Origin of the sequence: Actinomadura sp. B10D3 (assembly GCF_039871695.1) — a bacterium.
Lineage (GTDB): Bacteria > Actinomycetota > Actinomycetes > Streptosporangiales > Streptosporangiaceae > Spirillospora > Spirillospora madurae.
The window spans coordinates 342938-366812 of sequence record NZ_JBDPLY010000002.1; the positions used below are offsets into that span (position 1 = coordinate 342938).

At 71.9% G+C, this 23875-nt stretch carries 30 protein-coding genes; 21 read left to right on the top strand and 9 right to left on the bottom strand.

Features of this window, described 5'->3' with window-relative positions; genetic code table 11:
- Positions 1–19: 19 nt before the first annotated feature.
- From ABGB11_RS04865 to ABGB11_RS04875, 3 genes are all read left to right on the top strand, one after another.
- Positions 20–1057 (top strand): SPFH domain-containing protein, encoded by a 1038-nt coding sequence (locus tag ABGB11_RS04865; RefSeq protein WP_347629184.1) that lies wholly within the window; start codon positions 20–22, stop codon positions 1055–1057.
- A 216-nt stretch (positions 1058–1273) separates the two neighbouring features.
- Positions 1274–1549 (top strand): hypothetical protein, encoded by a 276-nt coding sequence (locus ABGB11_RS04870; protein WP_347629186.1) that lies wholly within the window; start codon positions 1274–1276, stop codon positions 1547–1549.
- 86 nt (positions 1550–1635) lie between these two features.
- Complete coding sequence (locus ABGB11_RS04875) at positions 1636–2133, top strand: MarR family transcriptional regulator (protein WP_347629188.1); 498 nt, start codon at positions 1636–1638, stop codon at positions 2131–2133.
- Between the two features lie 25 nt (positions 2134–2158).
- Here the strand turns inward: ABGB11_RS04875 and ABGB11_RS04880 are convergent, their stop codons facing one another.
- Complete coding sequence (locus ABGB11_RS04880) at positions 2159–3106, bottom strand: NADP-dependent oxidoreductase (RefSeq protein ID WP_347629190.1); 948 nt, start codon at positions 3104–3106, stop codon at positions 2159–2161.
- A gap of 123 nt (positions 3107–3229) precedes the next feature.
- Between ABGB11_RS04880 and ABGB11_RS04885 the strand changes: the two genes are divergently transcribed.
- The 5 genes from ABGB11_RS04885 (at position 3230) to ABGB11_RS04905 (ending at position 6093) form a co-directional block, all read left to right on the top strand.
- Positions 3230–3631, top strand: a complete 402-nt coding sequence (locus ABGB11_RS04885; protein WP_347629192.1) for a helix-turn-helix domain-containing protein — start codon at positions 3230–3232, stop codon at positions 3629–3631.
- A 31-nt stretch (positions 3632–3662) separates the two neighbouring features.
- Positions 3663–3821, top strand: a complete 159-nt coding sequence (locus ABGB11_RS04890) for a DUF4177 domain-containing protein (protein WP_021591512.1) — start codon at positions 3663–3665, stop codon at positions 3819–3821.
- A gap of 10 nt (positions 3822–3831) precedes the next feature.
- Complete coding sequence (locus ABGB11_RS04895) at positions 3832–4293, top strand: RidA family protein (protein WP_347629194.1); 462 nt, start codon at positions 3832–3834, stop codon at positions 4291–4293.
- Positions 4294–4309: 16 nt separating this feature from the next.
- Positions 4310–5182 carry an NUDIX hydrolase gene (locus ABGB11_RS04900; RefSeq protein ID WP_347629196.1) on the top strand — a complete coding sequence of 291 codons (873 nt, stop codon included), beginning with the start codon at positions 4310–4312 and terminating at the stop codon, positions 5180–5182.
- Between the two features lie 128 nt (positions 5183–5310).
- Positions 5311–6093, top strand: a complete 783-nt coding sequence (locus ABGB11_RS04905) for an MBL fold metallo-hydrolase (protein ID WP_347629198.1) — start codon at positions 5311–5313, stop codon at positions 6091–6093.
- Positions 6094–6151: 58 nt separating this feature from the next.
- Here the strand turns inward: ABGB11_RS04905 and ABGB11_RS04910 are convergent, their stop codons facing one another.
- A complete protein-coding gene (locus ABGB11_RS04910; RefSeq protein WP_021591516.1) occupies positions 6152–6838 on the bottom strand; it encodes a Crp/Fnr family transcriptional regulator in 687 nt (228 codons plus the stop codon).
- Between the two features lie 230 nt (positions 6839–7068).
- Here ABGB11_RS04910 and ABGB11_RS04915 point away from each other — a divergent pair, with 230 nt between their 5' ends.
- Positions 7069–7704, top strand: coding sequence for a TetR/AcrR family transcriptional regulator (locus ABGB11_RS04915; RefSeq protein ID WP_347629200.1), 636 nt, complete (start codon positions 7069–7071; stop codon positions 7702–7704).
- On the opposite strand, the gene ABGB11_RS04920 is transcribed toward ABGB11_RS04915, so the two are convergent.
- A complete protein-coding gene (locus tag ABGB11_RS04920; protein WP_347629201.1) occupies positions 7701–8255 on the bottom strand; it encodes a carboxymuconolactone decarboxylase family protein in 555 nt (184 codons plus the stop codon). The genes ABGB11_RS04915 and ABGB11_RS04920 overlap by 4 nt on opposite strands.
- Positions 8252–9133, bottom strand: coding sequence for an SDR family NAD(P)-dependent oxidoreductase (locus tag ABGB11_RS04925; protein ID WP_347629203.1), 882 nt, complete (start codon positions 9131–9133; stop codon positions 8252–8254). The genes ABGB11_RS04920 and ABGB11_RS04925 overlap by 4 nt, the downstream gene beginning before the upstream one ends.
- Positions 9134–9242: 109 nt before the next feature.
- Between ABGB11_RS04925 and nth the strand changes: the two genes are divergently transcribed.
- The 3 genes from nth (at position 9243) to ABGB11_RS04940 (ending at position 12073) form a co-directional block, all read left to right on the top strand.
- A complete protein-coding gene (gene nth / locus ABGB11_RS04930; RefSeq protein WP_347629204.1) occupies positions 9243–9983 on the top strand; it encodes an endonuclease III in 741 nt (246 codons plus the stop codon).
- Positions 9984–10089: 106 nt separating this feature from the next.
- Positions 10090–10686 (top strand): CoA pyrophosphatase, encoded by a 597-nt coding sequence (locus ABGB11_RS04935; RefSeq protein WP_347629653.1) that lies wholly within the window; start codon positions 10090–10092, stop codon positions 10684–10686.
- A gap of 190 nt (positions 10687–10876) precedes the next feature.
- On the top strand, positions 10877–12073 hold the full coding sequence (locus ABGB11_RS04940; RefSeq protein WP_347629205.1) for a MarP family serine protease: 1197 nt from the start codon (positions 10877–10879) through the stop codon (positions 12071–12073).
- On the opposite strand, the gene ABGB11_RS04945 is transcribed toward ABGB11_RS04940, so the two are convergent.
- The 5 genes from ABGB11_RS04945 to acs form a co-directional block, all read right to left on the bottom strand.
- On the bottom strand, positions 12070–12522 hold the full coding sequence (locus ABGB11_RS04945; protein ID WP_347629206.1) for a DUF309 domain-containing protein: 453 nt from the start codon (positions 12520–12522) through the stop codon (positions 12070–12072). The two genes, ABGB11_RS04940 and ABGB11_RS04945, sit on opposite strands and share 4 nt — an antisense overlap.
- 22 nt (positions 12523–12544) lie before the next feature.
- Positions 12545–13468 (bottom strand): alpha/beta hydrolase, encoded by a 924-nt coding sequence (locus ABGB11_RS04950; protein WP_347629207.1) that lies wholly within the window; start codon positions 13466–13468, stop codon positions 12545–12547.
- A 6-nt stretch (positions 13469–13474) separates the two neighbouring features.
- On the bottom strand, positions 13475–13906 hold the full coding sequence (locus ABGB11_RS04955) for a phage holin family protein (RefSeq protein ID WP_347629209.1): 432 nt from the start codon (positions 13904–13906) through the stop codon (positions 13475–13477).
- A gap of 13 nt (positions 13907–13919) precedes the next feature.
- Positions 13920–14081 (bottom strand): Na+/H+ antiporter NhaA, encoded by a 162-nt coding sequence (locus ABGB11_RS04960; RefSeq protein WP_347629211.1) that lies wholly within the window; start codon positions 14079–14081, stop codon positions 13920–13922.
- A gap of 96 nt (positions 14082–14177) precedes the next feature.
- Entirely contained in the window at positions 14178–16145 is a 1968-nt protein-coding gene (gene acs, locus ABGB11_RS04965) for an acetate--CoA ligase (protein ID WP_347629213.1), read from the bottom strand.
- A 246-nt stretch (positions 16146–16391) separates the two neighbouring features.
- Here acs and ABGB11_RS04970 point away from each other — a divergent pair, with 246 nt between their 5' ends.
- From ABGB11_RS04970 to ABGB11_RS05010, 9 genes are all read left to right on the top strand, one after another.
- Positions 16392–17183: an oxidoreductase gene (locus ABGB11_RS04970; RefSeq protein ID WP_347629215.1), complete on the top strand. Its 792-nt coding sequence runs from the start codon at positions 16392–16394 to the stop codon at positions 17181–17183.
- A 34-nt stretch (positions 17184–17217) separates the two neighbouring features.
- Entirely contained in the window at positions 17218–17835 is a 618-nt protein-coding gene (locus tag ABGB11_RS04975; RefSeq protein ID WP_347629217.1) for a pentapeptide repeat-containing protein, read from the top strand.
- A 904-nt stretch (positions 17836–18739) separates the two neighbouring features.
- Positions 18740–19819 carry a septum site-determining protein Ssd gene (gene ssd / locus ABGB11_RS04980; RefSeq protein ID WP_347629219.1) on the top strand — a complete coding sequence of 360 codons (1080 nt, stop codon included), beginning with the start codon at positions 18740–18742 and terminating at the stop codon, positions 19817–19819.
- Positions 19816–20967 (top strand): TadA family conjugal transfer-associated ATPase, encoded by a 1152-nt coding sequence (locus tag ABGB11_RS04985; RefSeq protein WP_347629221.1) that lies wholly within the window; start codon positions 19816–19818, stop codon positions 20965–20967. The genes ssd and ABGB11_RS04985 overlap by 4 nt, the downstream gene beginning before the upstream one ends.
- A complete protein-coding gene (locus tag ABGB11_RS04990; protein WP_347629223.1) occupies positions 20964–21659 on the top strand; it encodes a type II secretion system F family protein in 696 nt (231 codons plus the stop codon). The genes ABGB11_RS04985 and ABGB11_RS04990 overlap by 4 nt, the downstream gene beginning before the upstream one ends.
- Before the next feature lie 515 nt (positions 21660–22174).
- Positions 22175–22723: a type II secretion system F family protein gene (locus ABGB11_RS04995; RefSeq protein ID WP_347629655.1), complete on the top strand. Its 549-nt coding sequence runs from the start codon at positions 22175–22177 to the stop codon at positions 22721–22723.
- 97 nt (positions 22724–22820) lie between these two features.
- The gene (locus ABGB11_RS05000) at positions 22821–23006 is read left to right on the top strand and encodes a DUF4244 domain-containing protein (RefSeq protein WP_024934460.1); all 186 of its coding nucleotides are present in this window, start codon (positions 22821–22823) and stop codon (positions 23004–23006) included.
- On the top strand, positions 23003–23362 hold the full coding sequence (locus ABGB11_RS05005) for a TadE family type IV pilus minor pilin (RefSeq protein WP_347629657.1): 360 nt from the start codon (positions 23003–23005) through the stop codon (positions 23360–23362). Before ABGB11_RS05000 ends, ABGB11_RS05005 begins: the two co-directional genes overlap by 4 nt.
- Positions 23352–23762: an Rv3654c family TadE-like protein gene (locus ABGB11_RS05010; RefSeq protein ID WP_347629225.1), complete on the top strand. Its 411-nt coding sequence runs from the start codon at positions 23352–23354 to the stop codon at positions 23760–23762. The genes ABGB11_RS05005 and ABGB11_RS05010 overlap by 11 nt, the downstream gene beginning before the upstream one ends.
- The last annotated feature ends 113 nt before the right edge of the window (positions 23763–23875 follow it).

Here is a 23875-nt window from a genome sequence, read left to right on the forward strand (position 1 = left end):
TGCGAGAAGAGGTGCCGTGATGGCAGCGGTGGCCCTGGTCATCTTGCTCATCGTCCTCGTCGGCGGGCTGATCGTCCTGTCGTCGTCCATCCGCATCGTTCAGCAGTTCGAGCGCGGGATCGTGTTCCGCTTCGGCCAGGTGCAGCGCGGCGGCCAGCTGCGTCCCGGCGCGGTCCGCGAGCCGGGCCTGACGGTGATTTTGCCGATCATCGAGCGGATGCAGAAGGTCAGCCAGCAGACGATCACCATGGGGGTGCCCGGACAGGACGGCATCACCCAGGACAACGTGAGCGTCCGCGTGGACGCCGTCGTCTACTTCCGGGTGATCGATCCGGTGAAGGCGATCGTGAACGTCCACAACTACGGCTACGCGGTCTCGCAGGTGGCGCAGACGTCGCTGCGGTCGGTCATCGGGCAGGCGGACATGCAGGAGCTGCTCGGCGAGCGCGAGAAGATCAACATGCGCCTGCGGGCGATCATCGACGAGATCACCGAGGGGCCGTGGGGCATCCTGATCGAGCGGGTCGAGATCAAGGACGTGTCGCTGCCGGAGGGCATGAAGCGGTCGATGGCCCGGCAGGCCGAGGCCGAGCGGGAGCGCCGCGCCCGGATCATCACCGCGGACGGCGAGTTCCAGGCGTCCAAGCGGCTCGCCGCCGCCGCGGAGATCATGTCGCAGGACCCGGCGGCCCTCCAGCTGCGCCTGCTGCAGACGGTCGTGGAGGTGTCGGCCGAGAAGAACAGTACGCTGGTCATGCCGCTGCCGGTCGAGGTGCTGCGGTTCTTCGACCGCGTCACCGGCGGTGCCCCCCAGAGCGGCGAGTCCGGGAGCGGGGACGACAAGCCCGGCCTCGCGGAGCGGCTCGCCAGGGCCGAGGCGGAACTGGCGAAGGCGGCGGAGCAGCCGTCCACGCTGAAGTCGGCCGATGACGTCCCGCCCGTCATCGGGCTGGACGAGCCGAAGTCCCAGGTGGCGGCCCCGCAGGACGACGAGCAGCGCGGCATCACCGGCGCCCCCGACGCCCGCACCGAGGGCGACCAGCAACCACCTACCTGAACCAGGACGGACACCAGCCGCCGCGTCCCGCAACGCCCTAGTTCGAGGGGCCGCCCGGGGCCGGTGGCGGTGCCGCGCTCGTCGGCACCAGGACGTCACGCGGGCCAGCGCCTGCGGCGGGATGCTCATCTGCACGACGGTCTCCCAGGTGGGGTTGAGGACGCCGAGCCCGGTCAGCGCGAGCCCGTATGCGCCGATGACCAGGGGTGCGGGCGCGTGGGCGGCCAGCAGGGCGAGGGGCAGGGCCAGGGTGGCGAGGCCCGCGTTCGCGACGAGGACGGGACGGCGCGGCCGGACGCGGGCGGCGACGAGTGCCCCCACGACGAGCCCGACGGCGCCCACCTGGACGGTCGCGCTTGCGCGACCGCGAGATGCCAGAGCTGCGGCGACCCGCCGATCGGTTCGAGCGCGGCGAACAGAGCGGCATCGCCGGTCAGGGACAGGACGCGCGCGCAGAACAGCAACCGGAAGTCCCGGCCGCGCGGTGGGTGAGCCATGGCGCGAAGGTAGTTCGGCGCAGAGTTATTCGCCAACGAATTATCGTCTAGCGAACAAAGCATCTGGATACGATCGCCGCCATGGGCGACAGAGACCGGACTGACGAGCACGTCGCGCGGTGGACGCCGATCCTCCCGGACCTCGATCCGGACACGGAGGGCGCCGTCACCCGGATGGGACGCTTCGTCAAGCACATCAATCGCGTCCGGGAGGACCTTCTCGTCGCCTCCGGCCTGCAGCGGCACGAGTACGACACGCTCCACGCCCTCGCCGGCCGGCACGGGACCGCCGCGCCCTCCCAGCTCGCCGCCGACCTCGGCATGCCGCCGAACTCGATCACCGGCCGCCTGGACGCGCTGGAGCGCCGCGGTTACGTTCGCAGGTCGCCGTCCGCCACCGACCGCCGCCGGGTCATCGTCGAGCTCACCCCCGCGGGCCGCGCCGCCTGGCGGGAGGCCCTGGACGGAGTGGGCGTCGAGGAGACCCGCCTCCTCGACGCGCTGACCCCCGAGGAACGCCGCATGCTCTCGGACCTCCTCCGCCGCGTCATGCTCCGCGCCGAGCAGGACGCCCGCTAGAAGACCACGCCGCGCCCCCGTGCTCTCAGGGGGTGAGGACCATGCGGCCGCGTAGGGGGGTGGACTCTAGGCGTTCGTGGGCCTTGCGGGCCTCGGTCAGGGGGAGGGTGTCGGCTACGCGGAGGGTCAGGTGGCCCTCGTCCACCAGTGCGGCCAGGCGGGTGAGCTGGGGGGCGTCGGCGCTGATCCATTCGTTGCGGACGGTGATGCCGCGCAGCGGGACCGGGATGGCCGGGCCGCCGTTGACGGTGGCGAACGTCCCGCCGTTCCGGACGGCGTCGAGGGCGGCGCCGGCCAGGAGGGCCGCGTCCACGGCGCCGTCTACGCCGCCGGGGACCAGTGCGCGGACGGCGTCCGAGAGGTGCGCGTCGCGGGGGACGAACATGTCCGCGCCGAGGCGGCGGACGAGGGGCTCGTCCCCCGTGGAGGCGGAGGCGACGACGCGGAGGCCTCGGTGGGCGGCCAGTTCGACGGCGTAGCCGCCGACCGCGCCGGCGGCGCCTGTGACCAGGAGTGAGGCTCCTTCCGGCAGGTCGAGGAGGTCGAGCGCCTGGAGGGCGGTCAGTGCGTTCAGCGGGAGCGTCGCCGCCTCGACGGGGGACGCCGAGCGGGGTGCGTGGGTGACGGCGGTGGCGTCGAGGACGAGGGCCTCGGCGTAGGCGCCGAGCGGGATGTCCAGCCTGTCCTGGAGGCCGACGACGGCGTCTCCGGGGGCGAGCCGGGTGACGTCCGGGCCGACGGCGTCGACGGTTCCGGCGACGTCCATGCCGACGCCGAACCAGGGGCGGGTGCCGAAGGCGGGCATCAGGCCGGCCTCCGCCAGGGCGCCGGAGCGGACCGCCCGGTCGACCGGGTTGACGGCCGCGGCCGCCACCCGGATCCGGACCTGCCCCGGCCCGGGTTCGGGGACGGGTATCTCGGCGTCTTCCAGGGCCTCGGGTCCGCCGGCCTTCCTGACGATGATCGCGTGCATGCCGCAACTCCTTGGTGAGGTGGGGTGCGGGGACGCCCCGCATTCGCCACCTTCGCCGGAACAGCGGTGCGCCGGAAGAGGTTACCCAAGAGTGCGTTCGTCACCAGGAAGTGAGCCCGCAGCATGGCGACGATGACGGCGGCGCAGCGCCGCGAGCAGGAGAAGGCGGCCTTCGAGGCGTTCATGGAGGCGTGCCCGATGAACCAGTTGATGGGCATCGTCGGCAAGCAGTGGAGCACGATGGTCCTCGTCGAGCTGGCGGAGGGGCCGCGCAGGTATGCCGAGATCAGCCGCGCCATGCCCGGGGTCAGCGCGAAGATGCTGACGCAGACGCTGCGGTCCCTGGAGCGGGACGGTTTCGTGGCGCGGACCGTGACGCCGTCCGTGCCGGTCCAGGTCGAGTACGCGCTGACGGTGCTGGGCGAGCGCATCATGCCGTTGATCACCTCGATGCTGGAGTGGGCGAACCGCCACATCGAGGACGTCCACGAGGCGCGGGAGCGGTACGACGCCGCCGCGCGGTGACCTGGGCCCGCCCATCGCTAGGGTGAGGGCCATGAAGAAGTGGGAGTACGCGACCGTTCCGCTGCTGGTGCACGCGACCAAGCAGATTCTCGACAACTGGGGACAGGACGGGTGGGAGCTCGTGACCGTCCTGCCGGGGCCGAACCCGGAGAACCTCGTGGCTTACTTCAAGCGCGAAGTCCAGTCGTAGGAGGAGTGGCATGAGCACGCCCGAAGAGCGGATCCGCGAACTGGGAATCGAGCTGCCGGAGGTCGTCCCGCCGGTCGCGTCCTATGTGCCGACGGCCCGGACGGGGTCGCTGGTGTACACCGCCGGGCAGGTCCCGCTGGTCAAAGGCGAGCTGGGCGTCACCGGGAAGGTGGGCGCCGAGGTCGACGTGGAGGAGGCGGTGCGGCAGGCGCGGATCTGCGCGCTGAACTGCATCGCGGCGCTGAAGGCCGAGCTCGGCGAGCTGTCGCGGGTCGTCCGGATCGTGAAGGTCGTCGGGTTCGTGGCGAGCGCCCCGGACTTCCACGGCCAGCCCGAGGTGATCAACGGGGCGAGCGACCTGCTGGCCGAGGTGTTCGGGGACGCGGGCAGGCACGCGCGCAGCGCCGTCGGCGTGGCCGTCCTGCCGCGCGACGTGCCGGTCGAGGTGGAGTTGATCGCCGAGGTCTCTTGACGGAATGCCATTCGGTATGTCCGAATTGGCCGCCATGGGGATCACCAACGGGCTCAAGCTGCCGGACTCGTTCCGGGACCAGGTAGAGGCGATTCGGGACGGCCGTGCCGAGCCCCCGCCCGCCCGTCACGCGGCGACGGTCGTCGTGCTGCGCGACCACGAGCGGCACGGGCTGCAGGCGTTCATGCTGCGCCGCGTCCGGTCGATGGTGTTCGCGCCGGGCGCGTACGTGTTCCCCGGCGGCTCGGTCGACCCGCGCGACGGGGAGGCGGAGCCTGCCTGGTCCGGCCCGCCTCCCGCCGAGTGGGGCAGGGCGTTCAAAGCGGACGAGACGCTCGCGAGGGAGCTGGTCTGCGCGGCCGTCCGGGAGACGTTCGAGGAGACGCTCGTCCTGCTCGCGGGGCCGACGGGCGAGACGGTCGTGGACGACACCCGCGGGGACGACTGGGAGGCCGACCGGCAGGCGCTCCTCGACCGGTCGCAGTCGTTCGGCGAGTTCCTGGCGAGGCGCGGCCTCGTGCTCCGCGCGGACCTGCTCCGCCCGTGGGCGCACTGGATCACCCCCAAGATCGAGCCGAAGCGGTACGACACCCGGTTCTTCGTGGCCGCGATGCCGCGGGGGCAGCGGGCCAGGGACGTCAGCACCGAGGCCGACCGGGTCGCCTGGGTGCGTCCGGCGGAGGCGGCGGAGCGTGCGGAGAAGGGCGAGTGGCCGATGCTCCCGCCGACCGTCGCGACGCTGGCGGAGCTGGCCGCGTTCGACACGGTCGCGGACGTGCTGGCGGCGCGGCGCGAGATCGTCGTGCACGAGCCCGTCGCGGAGATCGTCGACGGCGAGGCGTACCTCGTCCTGCCGGAGACCGTCGCGCGGCACTACCCGCAGCCGTGAGCCGCCGGATGCCGCTGAACCGGTCCGTCATGTGGCGGCTGGCGGGGACGTCCGCGCTCCGGCATCTGGAGCGCCTCGGCTGGAACCCGGTCCGTCATCCCGATCATGCCTCGGGCAGGATGGGGGATATGACGGAGATCGACGGGATGGGTACTGAACGGGCGACTTGCGTGCTCGCGCCGAACCCGTCCGCCATGACCCTGGACGGCACCAACACCTGGATCATCGCCGAGCCGGGGGCGGACGAGGCCGTCGTCGTCGATCCCGGCCCGAAGGACGGCAAGCACCTCCGGCGCGTCCTGGACACCGTCGAGGCCCAGGGGCTGCGGGTCGGGCTCGTCCTGCTCACCCACGGCCACCCCGACCACTCGGCGGGCGCCGGGAAGTTCGCGAAGCTGGCGGGCGGCTCGGTCACGGTGCGGGCGCTCGACCCCGCGCACCGGCTGGGCGAGGAGGGCCTCGCGGAGGGCGACGTCGTCACGACCGGCGGCCTGGAGCTGCGGATCATGGAGACGCCGGGGCACAGCGACGACTCGCTGACGTTCTGGCTGCCGGCGGACGGCGCCGTCCTCACCGGCGACACCGTGCTCGGGTACGGGACGACCGTCCTGGAGGGAAGCCTCGGCGACTACCTGAGTTCGCTCGACCGGCTCCGCGCGTTCTCCGCCGACGTGGAGGCGGAGACGATCCTGCCCGGTCACGGGCCGAAGCTGGACGACCCGATCGCCGTCCTCGACCACTACATCGACCATCGCCGCGAGCGGCTCGCCCAGGTCGAGGCGGCCGTCGCCGCGGGCGCGCGGACGGCCCGCGAGGTCGTCGAGCGCGTCTACGCCGACGTCGACAAGTCCCTCTGGCCCGCGGCCGAGTGGTCGGTCCAAGCCCAGCTCGACTACCTGCGGGAGCGCTGACGGCCCGCCGGGCGGGGCCGCCGCCCGCGCCGCGGCGCGGGCGCGCTCCCGGCGGGGGTCACTTCGAGCGCTTGCGGAGCCGTTCGATGTCGAGGATCACCACGGCGCGGGCCTCGATGCGCAGCCAGTTGCGCTGCGCGAAGTCGGCGAGCGCCTTGTTGACGGTCTCGCGGGACGCGCCGACGAGCTGCGCCAGCTCCTCCTGGGTGAGGTCGTGGTGGACGTGCAGGCCCGACTCCGACGGCTGGCCGAACCGCTCGGCGAGGTCGAGCAGCGCCTTGGCCACGCGGCCGGGGACGTCGGTGAACACCAGGTCGGCCATCACGTCGTTGGTCTTGCGGAGCCGCTGCGCCAGCGCGCGGAGCAGCTGGACGGCGACCTCGGGGTGGCCGGTGAGCCAGGGCCGCAGGTCGTCGTGCCCGAGCCCGGCCAGCCGGCACTCGGTGACCGCGATGGCGCTCGCGGTGCGCGGACGCGGGTCGAACAGGGACAGCTCGCCGAACATCTCGGACGGGCCGAGGACGCTCAGCAGGTTCTCCCGGCCGTCCGGCGCCGTCCGGGTCAGCTTGATCTTGCCTTCGAGGACGACGTACAGCCGGTCTCCGGTCTCGCCCTCGTTGAACAGCGTCTGGCCGCGGGCGAGACGCACCTCGGTCACGTTGGCGCGCAGCGCCTTGGCGCCCTGCTCGTCGAGGGCCTCGAAGAGCGGGGCTCTGCTCAGAACGTCCACGTCGCGATCGGTCACGCTTTTCCTCCTCGAACACCTACATGCCTAGTGTGACGTACGTCCCACCGCGTACGTGAAGGCAGGGTCACGGCGCGCCGAAACGTGGACCGCGGTGCTTCGTGCCCGTGAAGCGGTCACGGTTCCGTTCGCCCAGTGTACGGACCACCGGGTGAATGCCATCACACCGGTCTCATCACCTATTACCGTCCGATCTCGGATGGATGGCGCAGGTGCCCTAGCCTGAGCGGATGCAGAGTTCACCGCGACGCCTGCCGAGGGGGCGTCACGCGCTGTCCCGCGCGGAGGTGGAGCGGGTGCACCGCGACCGGCTCTGCTCCGCGATGGCGGCGGCGATGGCGGAGAAGGGCTACGTCGGCACGTCGGTGGAGGACGTGCTGAAGCGCGCGAGGGTGTCGAGGCAGAGCTTCTACGCGCTGTTCTCGTCCAAGCTCGACTGCTTCATGACGGCGTTCGACCAGGCGAGCGAGTTCCTCCGCCTCCACCTGGCCGACACCGTGGCGAGCGCCGGCGCCGGTGCGGGAGACCCGGCGGACAGGTTCGAGCGAGCGTTCACCACCTACCTGGAGACGCTGGCGCTGGATCCGGGGTACGCGCGCCTGTTCCTGGTGGAGGTGTACGCGGCGGGGCCGGAGGCCGTCCGCCGGCGCACCGAGGTGCAGCACATGCTCGCGGAGGGCCTCGCCGACCTCATGGGCGTGACCGGGGAGGCGGCCCGCTTCGCCTGCCAGATCGTGGTGTCGGCGGTGAGCACGATGGTGACGCCCGCCGTCGCGGCCGGCGACATGGACGCCCTGCGGGCGGTCGGGCCCCCGGTCATCGAGCACGTGCGGCTGCTGCTCCGCTCGGGCGTCCTGGACTCCTAGCCGCCAGGTCGGCGGTCGGGCTGGACGCGCAGCGCGGTGATCACGGTGGCGAGCATCTCGTAGTGGGTGGCCAGCATGGTCAGCTCGATGCACTCCGCCTCGGTGAGGACGGCGCGCAGCCGTATCCAGGTCTCGTCGTCGAGGTCCCGCTCGGTGTGGAGCCGGTCGGTCGCGATGAGCAGCGCCGCCTCGCGCATTGACCATCCGAGGGCGTGCGGCCCCTTCTTGACGCGCTCGATGTCCCGGTCGTGGAGGCCGGCGCGGCGCGCGAGGCGGACGTGGTGGTCGAACTCGTAGCGGCAGTCGCGCAGGTGGGCGACGCGGAGGATGACGAGCTCGGTCTCGCGGCGCGGCAGGGTCCCGCCGGGCATGAGCCGTCCGGCGAACCACAGCCAGCCGCGGAACAGGCCGCGGCTGCGCGCCAGCGTCAGGAACAGGTTCGGTGGCCGCCCGGTTCCCGCGACCCGGCCCGCGATGCGGCAGATGAGCCAGTTGACCGGCCCCACGTCGCGGCGGCCGCCGGGGGTGGCGCGGGGTCGGGGTGCGGTCATCGGCGGGGCTCGGGTTGCGGCGTGGTCAGCTCGACCTGCTCGTTCCTGGCGATGTCCAGGATCTCGCGCAGCCCTTTCTGGACGACGCGGTCGGTGATGGGTTGCACGACCATCCGGACAGGCAGGACGCCTCCGACCCACCAGGGAGCCACGATGCGCTTGGAGCGTCGGGCGATTCCGCGCTCCAGCGCGTCGATCCCTACCCGCAGTGGTGCGACGCCGGAGACGAAGCTGGTGCGCGGCGCCGCGTCCATCAGGGCGGACGCCGCTTCGGTACTGAACCCGCGGTGCGTCATGTCGGTGTCGAGTTCGGCGAAGTAGGCGACGCCCGCCTTCGCGCCCCAGGGGCGCAGTTCCGCGCGCAACGTGTTGCCGAGGGCCTCGACTCCTGCTTTGGACGCGCTGTAGGCGCCCAGCAAGGGCGCATGGACGGCCGCAGCCAGGGACGCCACCGCCAGTGCATAGCCGCGTTCATGGCTGATGTGGGGCCCGGCCGCTCGAAGGGTGTTGAACACGCCCAGGACGTTGACGCGCAGGCTCTGTTCCAGGACGGACGGGTCGCCGCCTATCACCGGCATCTGCGCGGCCACCCCCGCGTTGGCCACGACCACGTCCAGGCCGCCCAGCTCTTCGACCGCGCTGGTCACGACGTCCTCGACCCGGTCGCGGTCGGTCACGTCGCACGTCCACCAGGGGGCCCGCCCGCAGTCCTCGGCGACGGCGGACAGGCGGTCGGGCTCCAGCCCGGCAAGCGCCACCCGGGCGCCGCGCTCGTGCAGCCTGGCGGCGAGGGCCGCGCCGATCCCACGCGCGGCGCCGGTGATCAGCACGCGCCGTCCCGCGAGGGTCGCCGCCCACCGGGAGGAGTCACGGATCATGAGGTGACCTTACCACTAAAGAACATGGACGTCTTTTTGAGACTGCCGGGTCTCATGCCCGACCCTGTATGCGGCCAGGTGATGCGGGCAAGGCTCTAGGCTGACCGGTATGGCGACGGAGGCGTCCCCGAAGGCGCGTGCTCGGAAGTGGAAGGACGAGACACGCCTGGGACTGGTGCGGCGGGCACGCCGCATCAACCGGATCCTGGCCGAGACCTACCCGGACGCCCACTGCGAGCTGAACTTCGGGACCCCGTTCCAGCTCCTCGTGGCGACCGTGCTGTCCGCGCAGACGACCGACGTCCGGGTGAACTTGACCACGCCTGAGCTCTTCGCCAAGTACCCGACCCCCGAGGACCTGGCCGCCGCCGACCCCGAGGACGTCGAGGCCATCCTGAAGCCCACCGGCTTCTTCCGCGCCAAGACCAAGTCGGTCATGGGCCTGTCCGCCGCGCTCCGCGACGGGTTCGGCGGGGAGGTCCCGGGGCGGCTCGAAGACCTCGTGAAGCTGCCGGGCGTCGGGCGCAAGACGGCCAACGTCGTCCTCGGCAACGCGTTCGACGTCCCCGGGATCACCGTCGACACCCACTTCGGCCGCCTCGCCCGGCGGTTCGCCTGGACGACCGAGGACGACCCCGTCAAGGTCGAGCAGGAAGTCGGCGAGCTCATCCCGCGCAAGGACTGGACGATGCTGTCCCACAGGCTCATCTGGCACGGCCGCCGCATCTGCCATGCCCGCCGTCCGGCCTGCGGCGCGTGCCCGCTCGCGCGGCTGTGCCCGGCCTTCGGCGAGGGCCCGACGGACGAGGAGACCGCCCGCAAGCTCGTCAAGCCCGGGCCGTTCTCGTGACCCGCCCGGGAAGGAACGCGGGCGGCCCGGAGTTGGGACGGACGTGACCGACACCACCCTCAGCCGTCCCGCCTGGCTCGACCGGTTCCTCGACGAGGCGCCGAGGATGCCGGTGCCGCCGATGTTCCGGCCGCAGCCCGGCGCGCGGGACGCCGCCGTCCTGATCCTGTTCGGCGAGGGTCCGGACGGCCCGGACGTCCTGCTCACCGAGCGGGCCGCCACGCTGAACAACCACGCCGGGCAGCCCGCGTTCCCCGGCGGCCGCATCGACCCGGAGGACGACGGCCCGGTCGCGGCGGCGCTGCGCGAGGCGTGGGAGGAGGCCGGCGTCGAGCCGTCCGGCGTGGACGTCCTGTGCACGCTGCCCGAGCTGTACCTGTCGCACAGCGCGCACCGGGTCACGCCCGTCGCCGGATGGTGGCGCGAACCGTCGGAGATCGCCCCCGGCCACCCGGGAGAGGTCGCGATGGTCGCGCGCGTCCCGATCGGCGAGCTGGTCGACCCGCGGAACCGGCTGATGGTGCGGCACCCGTCGGGGATCAAGGTGGGACCCGCGTTCCACGTGCGGGACATGCTCGTGTGGGGGTTCACGGCGGCGCTGCTGACGCAGGTCCTGGACGTCGGCGGCTGGGACCGCCCCTGGGACACCTCCCGGGTCGAAGACCTGCCGCAGGAGGTCGTGGACCTCGCCGCGCGGGGCTGACCGCCTCGTGCGTTTCCACAAAATCGTTCCGCCGCGTCCACGCGAAGGGCTTGCCGCGGGTCAGGACGCCGTTCGCGGTGCGTACGGCGCTGGTCACGCGGGCGTGTCACTCCCGACGGCTACCTCGCGCACCTGAATCTGGTACATCGAGGGGACGTGAAGCGGCGGCGCGGACCTATACGGTGAAGCCGTGCTGCACGACCACGTACTCGATCTCATCCTGCTCGTGCTCGTCGTGCTGTTCGGGGTCTCGGGCTACCGGCAGGGCTTCATCGTGAGCCTGCTGAGCTTCGTCGGCTTCGTCGGCGGCGGCGTCATCGGGGTGCTGATCGCGCCGCCGATCGCGGAGGCCGCGGTGGACGGGGCCGCCCAGCAGGCGCTGCTCGCCATCGTGATCGCCTTCCTCGCCGCCACCCTCGGCCAGCTCGTCGCCTCGTCGCTCGGCGCCGTCCTGCGCAACCGGGTGACCGGCATGAACGCCCGTACCGCCGACGCCGTCGGCGGTACGTTCGTCAGCGCGCTGTCGCTGCTCATCGTCGCCTGGTTCTTCGGCAGCCTGGTCGCCAACTCCGAGTTCAGGCCCGTCCGGACGCAGGTCAAGGGCTCGTCCATCATCAACGGCATCAACGACGTGATGCCGGCGCAGGCGCAGACGTGGTTCACCTCGTTCCAGGGGTTCGTGAAGAGCAGCGAGTTCCCGCAGGTGTTCAACGGCCTCGGCGGCGAGTCGGTGGTGCAGGTCCCGCCGCCGGACGAGTCAGTGCTGAACACGCGGGGGCTGCGCGCCGCCAAGGACAGCATCGTCAAGGTCGTCAGCACGGCGCCGCAGTGCCAGCGCCGCATCGAGGGCACCGGGTTCGTGTTCGCGCCGCAGCACATCATGACCAACGCGCACGTCGTCGCCGGGGCGCGCGGCTCCTCCGTGGTGGCGACGATCAACGGCGACACCAACCGGGGGCGGGTCGTGCTGTACGACCCGAAGCGCGACGTCGCCGTCCTGTACGTGCCGGGGCTGCGGGCGCCGGCGCTCCAGTTCGCCAAGGAGGCCCGCGTCCGGGACGACGCGATCATCGCCGGCTTCCCGAAGAACCAGCCGTTCACGCCGGGTGCGGCCCGCATCCGCGCCCGGCAGACGGCGCGCGGCCCGGACATCTACCACTCCGGCCAGGTCAGCCGCGAGATCTACGCGATCCGCGGCAAGGTCGAGCCGGGCAACTCCGGCGGGCCGCTGCTGTCCACGGACGGGCGGGTCTACGGCGTCATCTTCGCGGCGGCGCTCGACACCGAGTCCACCGGGTACGCGCTCACCGCCGAGGAGGTCGCGTCCGACGCGCGGGCCGGCGCGAACGCCACGAAGCCGGTGTCGACGCAGAGCTGCTCCGACTAGGGGCTGGTCAGGCGGAGGGCTATGGGGCCGTTTTGTGGCTCCTCGGCCAGGGTGCGGGCGCGCTGAACGATCCCGCGGACGTCGATACCGTGCGGTGGCGTGTCCTGGTACGGGGCGATCCGGTCGGCGGCGCGGCTGAGCAGGGCTTCGCCGCCGCGTGCGTTTCCCCGGCGGAGGTGGGTTATCCCTACGGCGACCTGTGCCAGGCCCCTCCACAGTTCACGCTCTTGTTCTGGCGCAGCCTTCCAGACCGCTTCCAGTACTTCATGGGCATGGAACGGACGATCGGCGTCAAGGAGCCGTTGTGCCTCGGCCAGAGCCTCGTCTGGGGGCATGTCGAGGTCGTCCGGCATCGTCGGTATGCCGGTGGCGCCGTGCGGCAGAGGACGTCCGTACGCGTCGCGCGGCCGTGCGTTGCGTGGGCGTCCAGACTCGTCCCGATCCCGCATGCCTCCACGGTACGCGGGGGGTTCAGCCTTCCGGCTCCGGGTCGGCGAGCCAGCCGAGAAGCTGCGTGTCGAACGCTTCGGGGCGTTCTTGGTGGGGGAAGTGACCCGCGCCCTCTATGAGCGTCCATCGATAAGGGGCGGTCACGTAACGGCCGGAGCCTTGTGCACTGGACGGGAGGATGCACGTGTCCAAGGCGCCGTGTACCTGGAACGTGGGTGCCTGGATGGGGACGCGCATGCGGTGCGCGTAGCGGATACCGTCCGGGCGGGCCTGCGACCGGATGAGCCAGCGGTGGTACTCCAGTGCGCTGTGGGCCGCCCCAGGGATCTGCATGGCCTTCCGTACGAGTTGCTCTGTACGTGCGTCCGGCCAGTCTGAACCGGACCAGTCGTGCAGGAGCTTCCCGGCGAGCGCGGCGTTGTCGCGGACCAGGCGCCGTTCAGGCCATAGGGGCAGCTGGAAGCCGAACGTGTGGCGCGCCGCCCATCCCTGCCGGCGCGGGTCGCCGGCGACGGCCTGCCGCAGCCGCAGCGGGTGCGGGGCGCCCACCACCGCCAGCCGCTGGACGATCTTCGGGTGGTACACGGCCATCGTCCAGGCGAGCAGCCCGCCCCAGTCGTGCCCGGCGACGATCGCGTTCGCCTCGCCCAGCGCGCGGACGAGCCCCGCGGCGTCCCCGGCCAGCGTGACCAGGTCGTATCCGCGCGGCGGCTTGTCGCTGCCGCCGTAGCCGCGCAGGTCGACGGCCACGGCCCGGTACCCCGCGGCCGGCAGCGACACCAGCTGGTGGTGCCAGGACCACCAGAACTCGGGGAAGCCGTGCAGCAGCAGGACGAGCGGTCCCTCACCGGCCTCCGCGACATGGAAGCGCGTCCCGCCGGCGCTGATCTGCCGGTGCGTCCACGGGCCCTCGACCTCGATCAGCGACGCGTCGTGCCCGGACACGGCGTGTCAGCCCGTCAGCTCGGGGGTGCCCGAGTCGCCGCGGCTGCGCAGCGCGGCCAGGTCCTCCTTCAGCGTCCTGCGGGTCCGCTTCGCACCCTCGATCTTGGTGATCCGCCACTTGCCGAAGAGGAGCAACAGCCCCGCCAGCACCGCGTACACGCCCGCCACGACGAGGAACGCGGCCCAGTGCCAGAGGCCGAGCGCGACCAGGCCGTAGGCGAAGGCGATGGACAGCAGGATGATGATCAGCCCGCCGAGCATCGCGGCGGCGCTGAACATCGCGCTGCCGATGGCCGCCTTCTTGGCGTCGGCCTTCAGCTCCAGCTTGGCCAGTTCCATCTCCGCCCTGACCAGGTTGGAGATGGAGCTCGACGCCAGCGCGACCAGTTCGCCGACGGACTTCTCCTCGACGCGCTCGTCCGGTGTTGCCTCCGACATATCTCATTTCTCCTTAGTCCGGGCGTGCGCGCAGACGCACCCTTCTCCGGAAGACGACGATGGCGGCCGCCGAGGCGAGAACGCTCGCGATCAGAACCGCAGTCGTCACTCTCTCGAATTGTGACGGGTCGGTATAGGCCAAACCGCCGATCAGCAGCGAAACGGTGAAACCCACCCCGCAACTAACGCGACCAGGGTCTGTGCAGAGAGGCGGCCCGTGTCCCTCTGGGGTGCGAGGGACGCGGGCCGCGTTGGTCTCTGGTTCTGGTGGCTAGTCTTCGGACTTGGCGCTGGGCAGCTTCTCGGAGATGAGGTCCATCACCGTGCTGTCGGCCAGCGTGGTGACGTCGCCGATGCTGCGGTTCTCCGCCACGTCCCGCAGCAGCCGCCGCATGATCTTGCCGGAGCGGGTCTTCGGCAGCTCCGGAACGATCATGATCTGCCGGGGCTTGGCGATCGGGCCGAGGGTCTTGGAGACGTGGTCGCGCAGTTCCTTCAGGAACTCCTCGCCCTCCACCTCGCCGCCGGCGTCCCCGCGCGGGATCACGAACGCGACGATGGCCTGCCCGGTCACCGGGTCGGTCGCGCCGACGACCGCCGACTCGGCGACCTTCGGGTGCGCGACCAGCGCCGACTCCACCTCCGTCGTGGAGATGTTGTGCCCGGACACGAGCATGACGTCGTCCACGCGGCCGAGCAGCCACATGTCGCCGTCCGCGTCCTTCTTCGCGCCGTCACCCGCGAAGTACAGGTTGTCGAAGCGGGACCAGTACGTCTTCACGTACCGCTCGTCGTCGCCCCAGATCGTCCGGAGCATGCTCGGCCACGGCTCCCTGAGGACCATGAAGCCGCCGCCCCCGTCCGGCACGGACCGGCCCTGGTCGTCGACGACGTCCGCGGCGATCCCCGGCAGCGGGCGCATCGCCGCGCCCGGCTTGGCCGCCGTCACGCCCGGCAGCGGGCTGATCATGATCGCGCCGGTCTCGGTCTGCCACCAGGTGTCGACCACCGGCGTCCGGCCGCCGCCGATCTTGTCGCGGTACCAGACGTAGGCCTCCGGGTTGATCGGCTCGCCGACCGACCCCAGCACGCGCAGGGACGACAGGTCGTACTGCGCCGGGATGTCGTCGCCCCACTTCATGAACGTCCGGATCGCCGTGGGCGCGGTGTAGAAGATGGACACCTTGTACTTCTGGATGACGTCCCACCAGCGGCCCTTGTCGGGGGTGTCGGGAGTCCCCTCGTAGATGACGCTGGTCGCACCGTTGGCGAGCGGCCCGTACACGATGTAGGAGTGCCCGGTCACCCAGCCGATGTCGGCCGAGCACCAGTAGACGTCCTTCTCCGGCTTCAGGTCGAACACCGCCCAGTGCGTGTACGCGACCTGGGTGAGGTAGCCGCCGGTGGTGTGCAGGATGCCCTTCGGCTTACCCGTCGTCCCGGACGTGTACAGGATGTACAGCGGGTGCTCGGAGTCCATCGGCTCCGCGGTGTGCTGGTCGCTCTGCCGCTCGACGACGTCGTGCCACCACAGGTCGCGGTCGTTCTCGGCCACCGCCTCGCCGGTGCGGCGCACCACCAGGACGTGCTCGATCGTCGGCGTCTGCGCGACGGCCTCGTCCACGATCCCCTTCAGGTCGGACGGCTTGCCGCGCCGGAACCCGCCGTCGGCGGTGATGACGACCTTGGCCTCCGCGTCGTCGATGCGGGTGCGGAGCGCCTCCGCCGAGAAACCGCCGAACACGACCGAGTGGGTCGCGCCGATGCGCGCGCACGCCAGCATCGAGATCGGCAGCTCGGGGATCATCGGCAGGTAGATCGCGACCCGGTCGCCCTTGCGGACGCCCAGTTCGAGCAGGGCGTTGGCGGCCTTGTTCACCTCGGTCTGCAGGTCGGCGTAGGTGAGGGTACGGGAGTCGCCCGGCTCACCCTCCCAGTGAAAGGCGACCTTCGCTCCCCGTCCGGCCTCGACGTGCCGGTCCACACAGTTGTAGGCGACGTTCAGTTCACCGCCCACGAACCACTTGGCGAACGGAGGGTTGCTCCAGTCCAGGACGTCGTCCCAGCGCTTCGTCCAGGTGAGCCGGTCGGCCTGCTCGGCCCAGAACCCCAGGCGATCCTCATCGGCCTTCTCGTAGGCATCGGCCTTGACGTTGGCCTCGGCGGCGAGTTCGGCGGGCGGAGAGAAGCGGCGCGTCTCCTGCAGAAGGTTCGACAGTGTTTCTTGACTGTTGCTCAACGCGAACTCCTTGCTAGGTGATGCGGGGTCGCCCGGTATCCCCACTTCACCAGGAAGGTCCCGGTCCTCACAAGGCCGCGAACCCGGGTGTCGGGGGGAGAGCGCGAGCGGCGCCTGCGTCTCCGGACGGTTCGTGCGGTACCGACAGGCCAGGCCTTCCCAGGTCCGGCATGCGGGAACCGTCTCCGTTCTACGCCCTCGCGGGCCGATGCGCGAATGCCGGACCGGACCGCATAAGGTCGGGCCGTGACCGATGCCTTTGCCGCCGTAGCTGACCTGCCCGGTGTCCCCGACGCCGTCGACGACGCGCGTAAGGCCGTGGACCGGCTGCTCGGCCACCGCATCCTGCGGCGGCGGAGCGCCGAGGTGTCCACGGAGTCGGCGCTGCGCGGCGCGCGCGCCTCGGCCGTCCTCGAAGGCTCCCCGGTCACGCTGGACGAGCTGCGCACCACGGAGAACCCGACGGACCCCGTCGTGCAGGGAACGCTGCGCGTCTCGGCCGAGCTGGGCACGCTGACGGAGGTCTGGCGGAAGGCGCCGCGGCAGGCGCTGGCGCGCCTGCACGTCCTCGCGGCGGCCGACGCGGTCGGCAGCGCCGAACTGGGACGTCCGCGCAGTGGCGACGGGGTCGTGAAGGACGTTCTCGGCCTCGGCGAGCCTCCCGCGCCGTCGGAGGTGGCGGCCCGGCTGGACGCGCTCAGCGGGCTGCTGACCGAGCCCACCAAGGCGCCGGCGCTGGTCGTCTCGTCGATCGTGCACGGTGAGCTGCTGGCGCTGCGTCCGTTCGGCTGGGGGGACGGGGTCGTCGCCCGTGCCGCTCAGCGTCTCACCCTCGTCTCTCGTGGCCTCGACCCCAAGTCGCTCGTCGCGCCGGAGGTGGGGCACCTCGAACTGTTCGAGGAGTATGGCGAGGCCCTTCGCGGATACACGTCCGGTACGTCCGAGGGGGTGGCGCGCTGGGTCGTGCATTGTTCAGCCGCCGTGGCCGCCGCCGCGCGGGACTCCCAGGCGATCTGCGAAGCGTTCATGCGCGGCTGAACGCGTTGTCGGTGGGCGGGGCCATGCTGTTCGCATGGCCGATCGCATGCACGGACGACCCGCCGCGCCAACGGACGTCACCATCTCTTCGGAGAACTGGGATTCCCGTGACCTGACGGGTGAGAACCATGAGAACGTCCTGTTCGTGGACGTGGACATGACCGAGGCCAGTGGCGTCGGTGCCACGTTCACGGGCTGCACGTTCAGGGGCGTGCGTTTCAACGTGTCCAGCCATACGGATGCGGCGTTCGTCAACTGCACGTTCGTCAGATGTGGTTTCTTCGACGCGTCCTTCACCGGGTGCAAGTTCCTGGGGAGCTTGTTCGACGGCTGTACGCACGACCTGATGAAGGTGAAGGGCGGCGACTGGTCGTTCACCGGTCTGCCAGGTGCTGATCTGCGGCGGGCGTCGTTCACCGAAGTGCGCATGCGCGAGGCGGATCTCACGGGTGCGAGATGCGCTGGGGCAGAACTGCGCGAGGTCGACCTGTGGGGTGCGTCGCTGCACCAGGCCGACTTCTCGCGCTGTGATCTACGCGGCAGCGACCTGTCGTCGCTCGACCCGCTCACCGCCGAGATCAGAGGCGCGGTGATCGACGCCTACCAGGCGGTCGTGCTGGCGACGGCGCTGGGGCTGGACGTCCGCGGGTAGCGGGGGTGGACGCAAGCGAACGGCGCCCCGCCAGGGGACGCCGCCGCCAAACACGTCACACCGGGTTACCAAGCGTGCACCTCATATCCGTCGGACCGGGTCAAGCCCGTCTCGACGCGCCTCCCGCGGCTGGTCGCGCGTGGGTGCCCGGGTGCCGTGCTCGGACACGTGGTCCGTACGACCTGTGTACGCCTCATTTGCCCTGTTGACAAGCCCTTGTTCGGGAAACGCGCGGGGGCGGCGGGTCTGGAGCCGGAGGGGACGCGAGTGTCCCCTGAGGGCGACGGGGGATATTCCGGACTAACCGGAACTATAACTTTGGTCCGATAAATGATCACACACCGTGATCGTTCCCTTTTGGGGGGCCGATCCCGGATGTAACAGGAAAGATCTTTAGTTCTCCTGTACGCTCCCACTCCCGCCCCGTTGCGCGCCTTGTGCACTGGGACGGGAGGCCCGGCACCGGTGCGGTCGCGCCGCACGCGTCCCGCCTTCGGCGGATCGTTACCGCCAGGTGCGAAAAATCGTCACGTGCCGGACGAGTTTGCGACTCGACGGAACTCTCAACGATCGGGCAGCATATGTTGTATCTGCCTAGACTGGAGTCTGCGAGTTTGCCCGTGCCATAGCGCGAACTTACATACGGGCCGAACTCCCTGAGTCTTTCCTGGGAAAACGGGCCGGCTCTACCCCCCCCGGAGCCGGACCGTCCGGCGACCCCCGCTCTCCCCCCCGGCGGGGGTCGCCCAGTCGTACAGCGGCCGGGCGGTGGCGCCCGCGAGACACCTCCGCGCCACCGCCCCGCCGCCCGCGGCGGGAAGTTATCCACAGGTCGCGGTTCTCCGGCGGCGCTCGGGCCGCGCCCCGCACGGTGGATGTCTCCGAACGTCGAAGGAGCCATCCGATGAACCTCGCGGCACTGATCGTCACGTCCGACCCGGCCCTCGCCGACGGCCTGCTCCGCCTCGCGGCCGCCGCCGACGCCCACGCCGAGGTCGCCTACGGCGCCGACGAGGCCCGGCCCGCCTGGACGTGGCCGGCCCTCATCCTCGTGGGCGCCGACGCCGCCGGGGACGTGGCGGCCGCCGGCCTCCAGCGCCGGCCGGGCGTCGTCCTCGTCACCGGCGACGGCGCCACGTCCGACGCGTACCGCCTCGCGGTGGAGGCCGGCGCCCAGGACGTCGCCGCGCTACCCGACCACGAGGACTGGCTCGTCAACGCGTTCGCCGCCGCCTGCGAGCCCGAGGGCGGCTGGGCGACCACCCTCTGCGTCGTCGGCGCCCGCGGCGGCGCCGGGGCCAGCGTCCTCGCCGCCGCGCTCGGCGTGGCCTCGGCGAACCAGGGCCTGCGCACCCTCCTCGTCGACGCCGACCCCTTCGGCGGCGGCGTCGACCTCATGCTCGGGCTGGAGGAGCACGAGGGCGTCCGCTGGCACGACCTCGCCGAGCGCCGCGGCCGGCTGAGCACCGCCACGCTCCGCGAGACGCTCCCCCGCGCCGGCGACCTCTCCGTCCTCTCCTGGCGGCGCGGCGAACCCGCCCCGGTCTCCGGCGAGGCCGTCGGGTCGCTGTTCGACGCCGCCGCCCGCGGGTTCGACCTGGTCGTCGTGGACGTCCCCCGCTACCCGGGCGACGTCGGCCGGGCCGCGCTGCGCACCGCCGACCGCACCCTGCTGCTCGTCCCCGCGGAGGTCCGCGCCACCGTCGCCGCCGACGGCCTCGCCACCGCGTTGCGCCGCGACACCGCCGACCTGCGCCTGGTCGTCCAGGGCCCGGCCCCTGGCGGCCTCACGCCCGACGCGGTCGTGACCGCCCTCGGGTTGCCGTCCGCCGGCACCTTCGACCGCGACCGCCGCCTGCCCGCCGCGACGGACGAGGGCACCCTCGACCGCGCCTGCCGCCGCGGCCCCCTGGCCGACTTCTGTGCCGCCGTCCTCGACGACCTCGCCCTCCAGCCCTCCGCCTACCAGGAGGCCGCCGCGTGACCGGGCTCTCCGACGCCGTCCGGGACAGGCTCGCCCACACCGGCGGCGAGGCGACGACCGGCCGGGTCGCCGCCGCCTTGCGCGCGGAAGAACGCCTGCTCGGCGACCGCGAGGTCCTGGCCCTGGCCGACGAGTTACGCGCCGAGTTCGTCGGCGCCGGACCCCTGGAGCCGCTGCTGCGCTCTCCGGACGTCACCGACGTCCTGGTGAACGGCCCCGACGAGGTCTGGATCGACACAGGCTCCGGCCTGGTCCGCACCTCCGTCCGCTTCCCGGACGAACCGGCCTTGCGCCGCCTGGCCCAGCGCCTCACCGCCGCCGCAGGCCGCCGCCTCGACGACGCCTCCCCCTACGCCGACGCCCGCCTGCCGGGCGGCGTGCGACTCCACGCGGTCCTGCCCCCGGTGGCCGCGACCGGCACCTGCCTGTCGCTCCGCCTCCCCCGCCGCCGCGCCTTCACCCTGGACGAGCTGGTCGCGGCGACCACCGTCCCGCCCGAGGGCGCCGCCCTCCTCGCCGCCCTGATCGAGTCCCGCGCCGCCTTCCTGATCACGGGCGGCACGGGAACGGGGAAGACGACCCTTCTGAGCTCCCTGCTGTCGCTCGTGAACCCCTCGGAACGCCTGCTCCTGGTCGAAGACTCCGCGGAGCTGAAACCGTCCCACCCCCACGTCGTCCGCCTGGAGGCCCGCCCACCGAACACGGAAGGCGCGGGCGGCGTGACGCTGAACGACCTCGTCCGCCAGGCCCTCCGCATGCGCCCCGACCGCCTGGTCGTAGGCGAGGTGCGCGGCCCCGAAGTGGTAGTTCTCCTACAAGCCTTGAACACCGGTCACGAGGGCGGTTGCGGCACCCTCCACGCCAACACCGCGGCCGACGTACCCGCCCGCCTGGAAGCCCTCGCCTGCGCGGCGGGCCTCACACGGGAGGCCGTCCACAGCCAGTTGGCGGCGGCGCTGGACATCGTCGTCCATCTGGCCCGCGAGCCGGGCGGGGGCCGCCGCCGCGTAGCCGAGATCTGCCTGCTCCAGCGGGCCCCCGACGGCCTGGTCGGCGTCGTCCCCGCCGTCTCGTTCACCGCCTCCGGCGAAACCGTCCCGGCCCCGGGGATGGACGCCCTGACCGCCCGGTTGAGGGGCAGGGCATGATCGAGACCCTCGCCATCCTCTGCTCGGCCGCCGCAGCCTGGACGCTCCTGGTCCCCTCCCCCGCGGCCCACCGCCTCGACCGCCTGACCGCCCCCAAGCACACAGACCCGCTACGGCCCCTCCGCACCAAGATCGAGACCTTCCGGGAACGCCGAACACGTCCGCAACGCCGCCGCACCGCCGTCATCGAACTCTGCGACGCCATGGCCGCCGAGCTGGCCGCCGGCCGCACCCCGGACGAGGCGTTCACGTCGGCCGCCACCGTCCTCGACCCGCACGTGTCCGCCGAGTTGCTCAGCCTGCCTCGCCCACCGCCCGACCACCTGGACAAGCTGGCCGCCCAGCCCGGAGCCGAGGGCCTCCGCCTGCTGGCGGCCTGCTGGCGCGTCGGCTCCGAGCGCGGCGGCACCCTCGCCACGGTCCTGGACGGCCTGGCAAGCGCCCTCCGCGACGAGGAGACCCAGCGCCAGGAGGTCTCCGTCCAACTGGCCGGCCCCCGCGCAACGGCCCGCCTCCTGGCCGCGCTCCCCCTCCTGGGCCTGGCCATGGCCGCGGCTCTGGGCGCCCACCCCGTCCCGTTCCTCTTCGGAACCCTCCCAGGCCTGGCCTGCCTCATCACAGGCACGACCCTCAACGCAGCAGGCCTCTACTGGACCCGCCGCCTAGCCCAATCCGCAGAATCCCCCCACTAACCACCACGAATCCCTTCGAACCCCCTGACCACTTCCCGCACCACCACCCCAGCAAGCACCACACCACCCCAGCGAGCAGTGGCCGGGCGTCGCAGGTCGTCCCTGCCGCGCGCTTGGGGCGGGGCCGTCCGTTCTGTTCGCGGGTGGGCGGGGGCGTCGCGAGGCGGGACGTCAGGTCAGTGCGCTCGCAGGGGGATCGAGGGGCCGGGGGCGCGGCCGAGTGACAAGGAGAGGTAGGTGGGGTCGTGACGATGTGGATGGCTGTGCTCTGCGCTGCGGCGTCCGGTTTTCTCCTCCCTAGAGGCACGAGCATCGCTACGCACAGGCTGGCCAAGCAGTTCCGCGGGAGGCAGCCGAAGCATGCCGCTGCGAGTTCGCGGCATGCGCGGGGCCGGGCCGCCTCCCGGCGGAGTGAATCGTCGCAGGAACGGGACGGGTCCTCAGAAGCGGCTCAGCGGCGGGACGTCTTGCTCAGGCGTGTCGCCGCCGGTGCGGCGGGAGTGCTGTGCGTGGTGATGCTGGGAGGGCCGACCGGCTGGGTGATCGGTGTTCTGGCGGTGGTGGCGGTGTGGTCGTCCTTCAGCCGTCTCGGCGGCGGTGAGCGCCGCCGCCGGCAGGCGCGGCTCATCGCGGACCTTCCCGTCGCGGTGGATCTTCTCGCCGCCTGCCTGCGTGGCGGCGCCCCCTGGCACGAGGCCGTCGCCGCCGTCGCGGACGCCGTCGGAGGCCCTCTCGGGGACGACCTCCGTGCCGTTTCCGTCCAGATCCGGCTGGGAGCCGACCCGGCGGAGGCATGGCTGGCGCTGGCGAAGGAGCCGATGCTCGCACCCTTGGCGCGGGCGGCCGTCCGGGCGACGTCGACCGGGGCCGCTCTCGCCCCGTCTCTCAGCCGCCTCGCGCGCGACCAGCGCCGCGTCGCCCGCTCGGCGGCCGCCGCCAGGGCCAGGGCGGCGGGCATCCGGGCGCTCGCCCCGCTCGGCCTCTGCTTCCTGCCCGCCTTCGTCCTGCTGGGCGTCGTCCCGGCCATCGCCGGGATCGCCTCGACCCTTCTCCTGCCCTGGTGAGCCGGGTTATCCACAGAACGCCGTTCACCCTTCTCCCGGCCCGCCCAGGCAGCAGCCTTGAACAGAACCACGAGCGAAAGGAGCCCCGATGAGGGCCATGAAGACGGTGGTGCGGCGATGGTCCGGAGCATGCAAGGACCGCGGGATGTCCACCGCCGAATACGCGGTCGGCACCATCGCGGCGGCGGCCTTCGCCGGGCTGCTGTTCAAGATCGTGACCAGCTCCCAGGTGAAGTCGCTGCTCTTACAGATCATCGAGAAGGCCCTGAAGCTGGCCGGCTGAGGGACCGCGGGACGGTCACGGCGGAGATCGCCGTGGCCCTCCCCGCCCTCGTCCTGATCACCGCGGCCGCCCTGTGGGGCGTGACGGTCGCGTCCGTCCAGCTCACCTGCACGGACGCGGCCCGCGCCGGCGCCCGTGCCGCGGCCAGGGGCGAGTCCCTCACCGCGGTACGGGCCTTGGTGGAGGAGGCCGTCCCCGATGGGGCGACCGTCCAGGTCCGGCGCGACGAGGCGACCGTCCACGTGGACGTCTCGGCTCCCGTCCGCCCCGCCGCCGCGATCGGCCTGCCACCCATGATCGTCCGAGCCCATATAGCCGCCCCGACAGAACCAGGAGCTCCCACCGATGCCCCCTAACCGCGAACACACCGCAGGCCAGCCCAGGCGGGGGTTGCGTGTCCTACGGGTGGATCGCGGGTCGGGAACGGTGTGGGTGCTCGCGTTCGCGGCCCTGGTGTGGGTGGTCGGCGTCGCGGCGATCATGGTCGGCGGCGTGCGGGTGGCGAGGCATCGGGGTGATGCGGCGGCCGACATGGCGGCTCTGGCAGGCGCGGCGCGAGTCGCGTACGGGGACGCCTGCGGCAGGGCGAAAGAGATCGCGGTCGAGTCCGGTGCCCGCGTGACGCGGTGCCGGGTGCGCGGTGACGTGGTCGAGGTGTCGGTGACAGTCGAGTTGCATGTGCCGATGGGGGTCGGCGGTCTGCGAGTCGCCTCCCGGGCCAGGGCTGGCCCCGTGGGGCGGGACGATGTAAGGTAACGCTTACATCGTTGCACTGAGTGTCAATAGGGTGGGGAGGTCGTCGGAGAATGAAAACACGTTCCTCTTTGTCATGCTCCTGTGACTTTTGCTACCCGGTGGTACGTTACGCT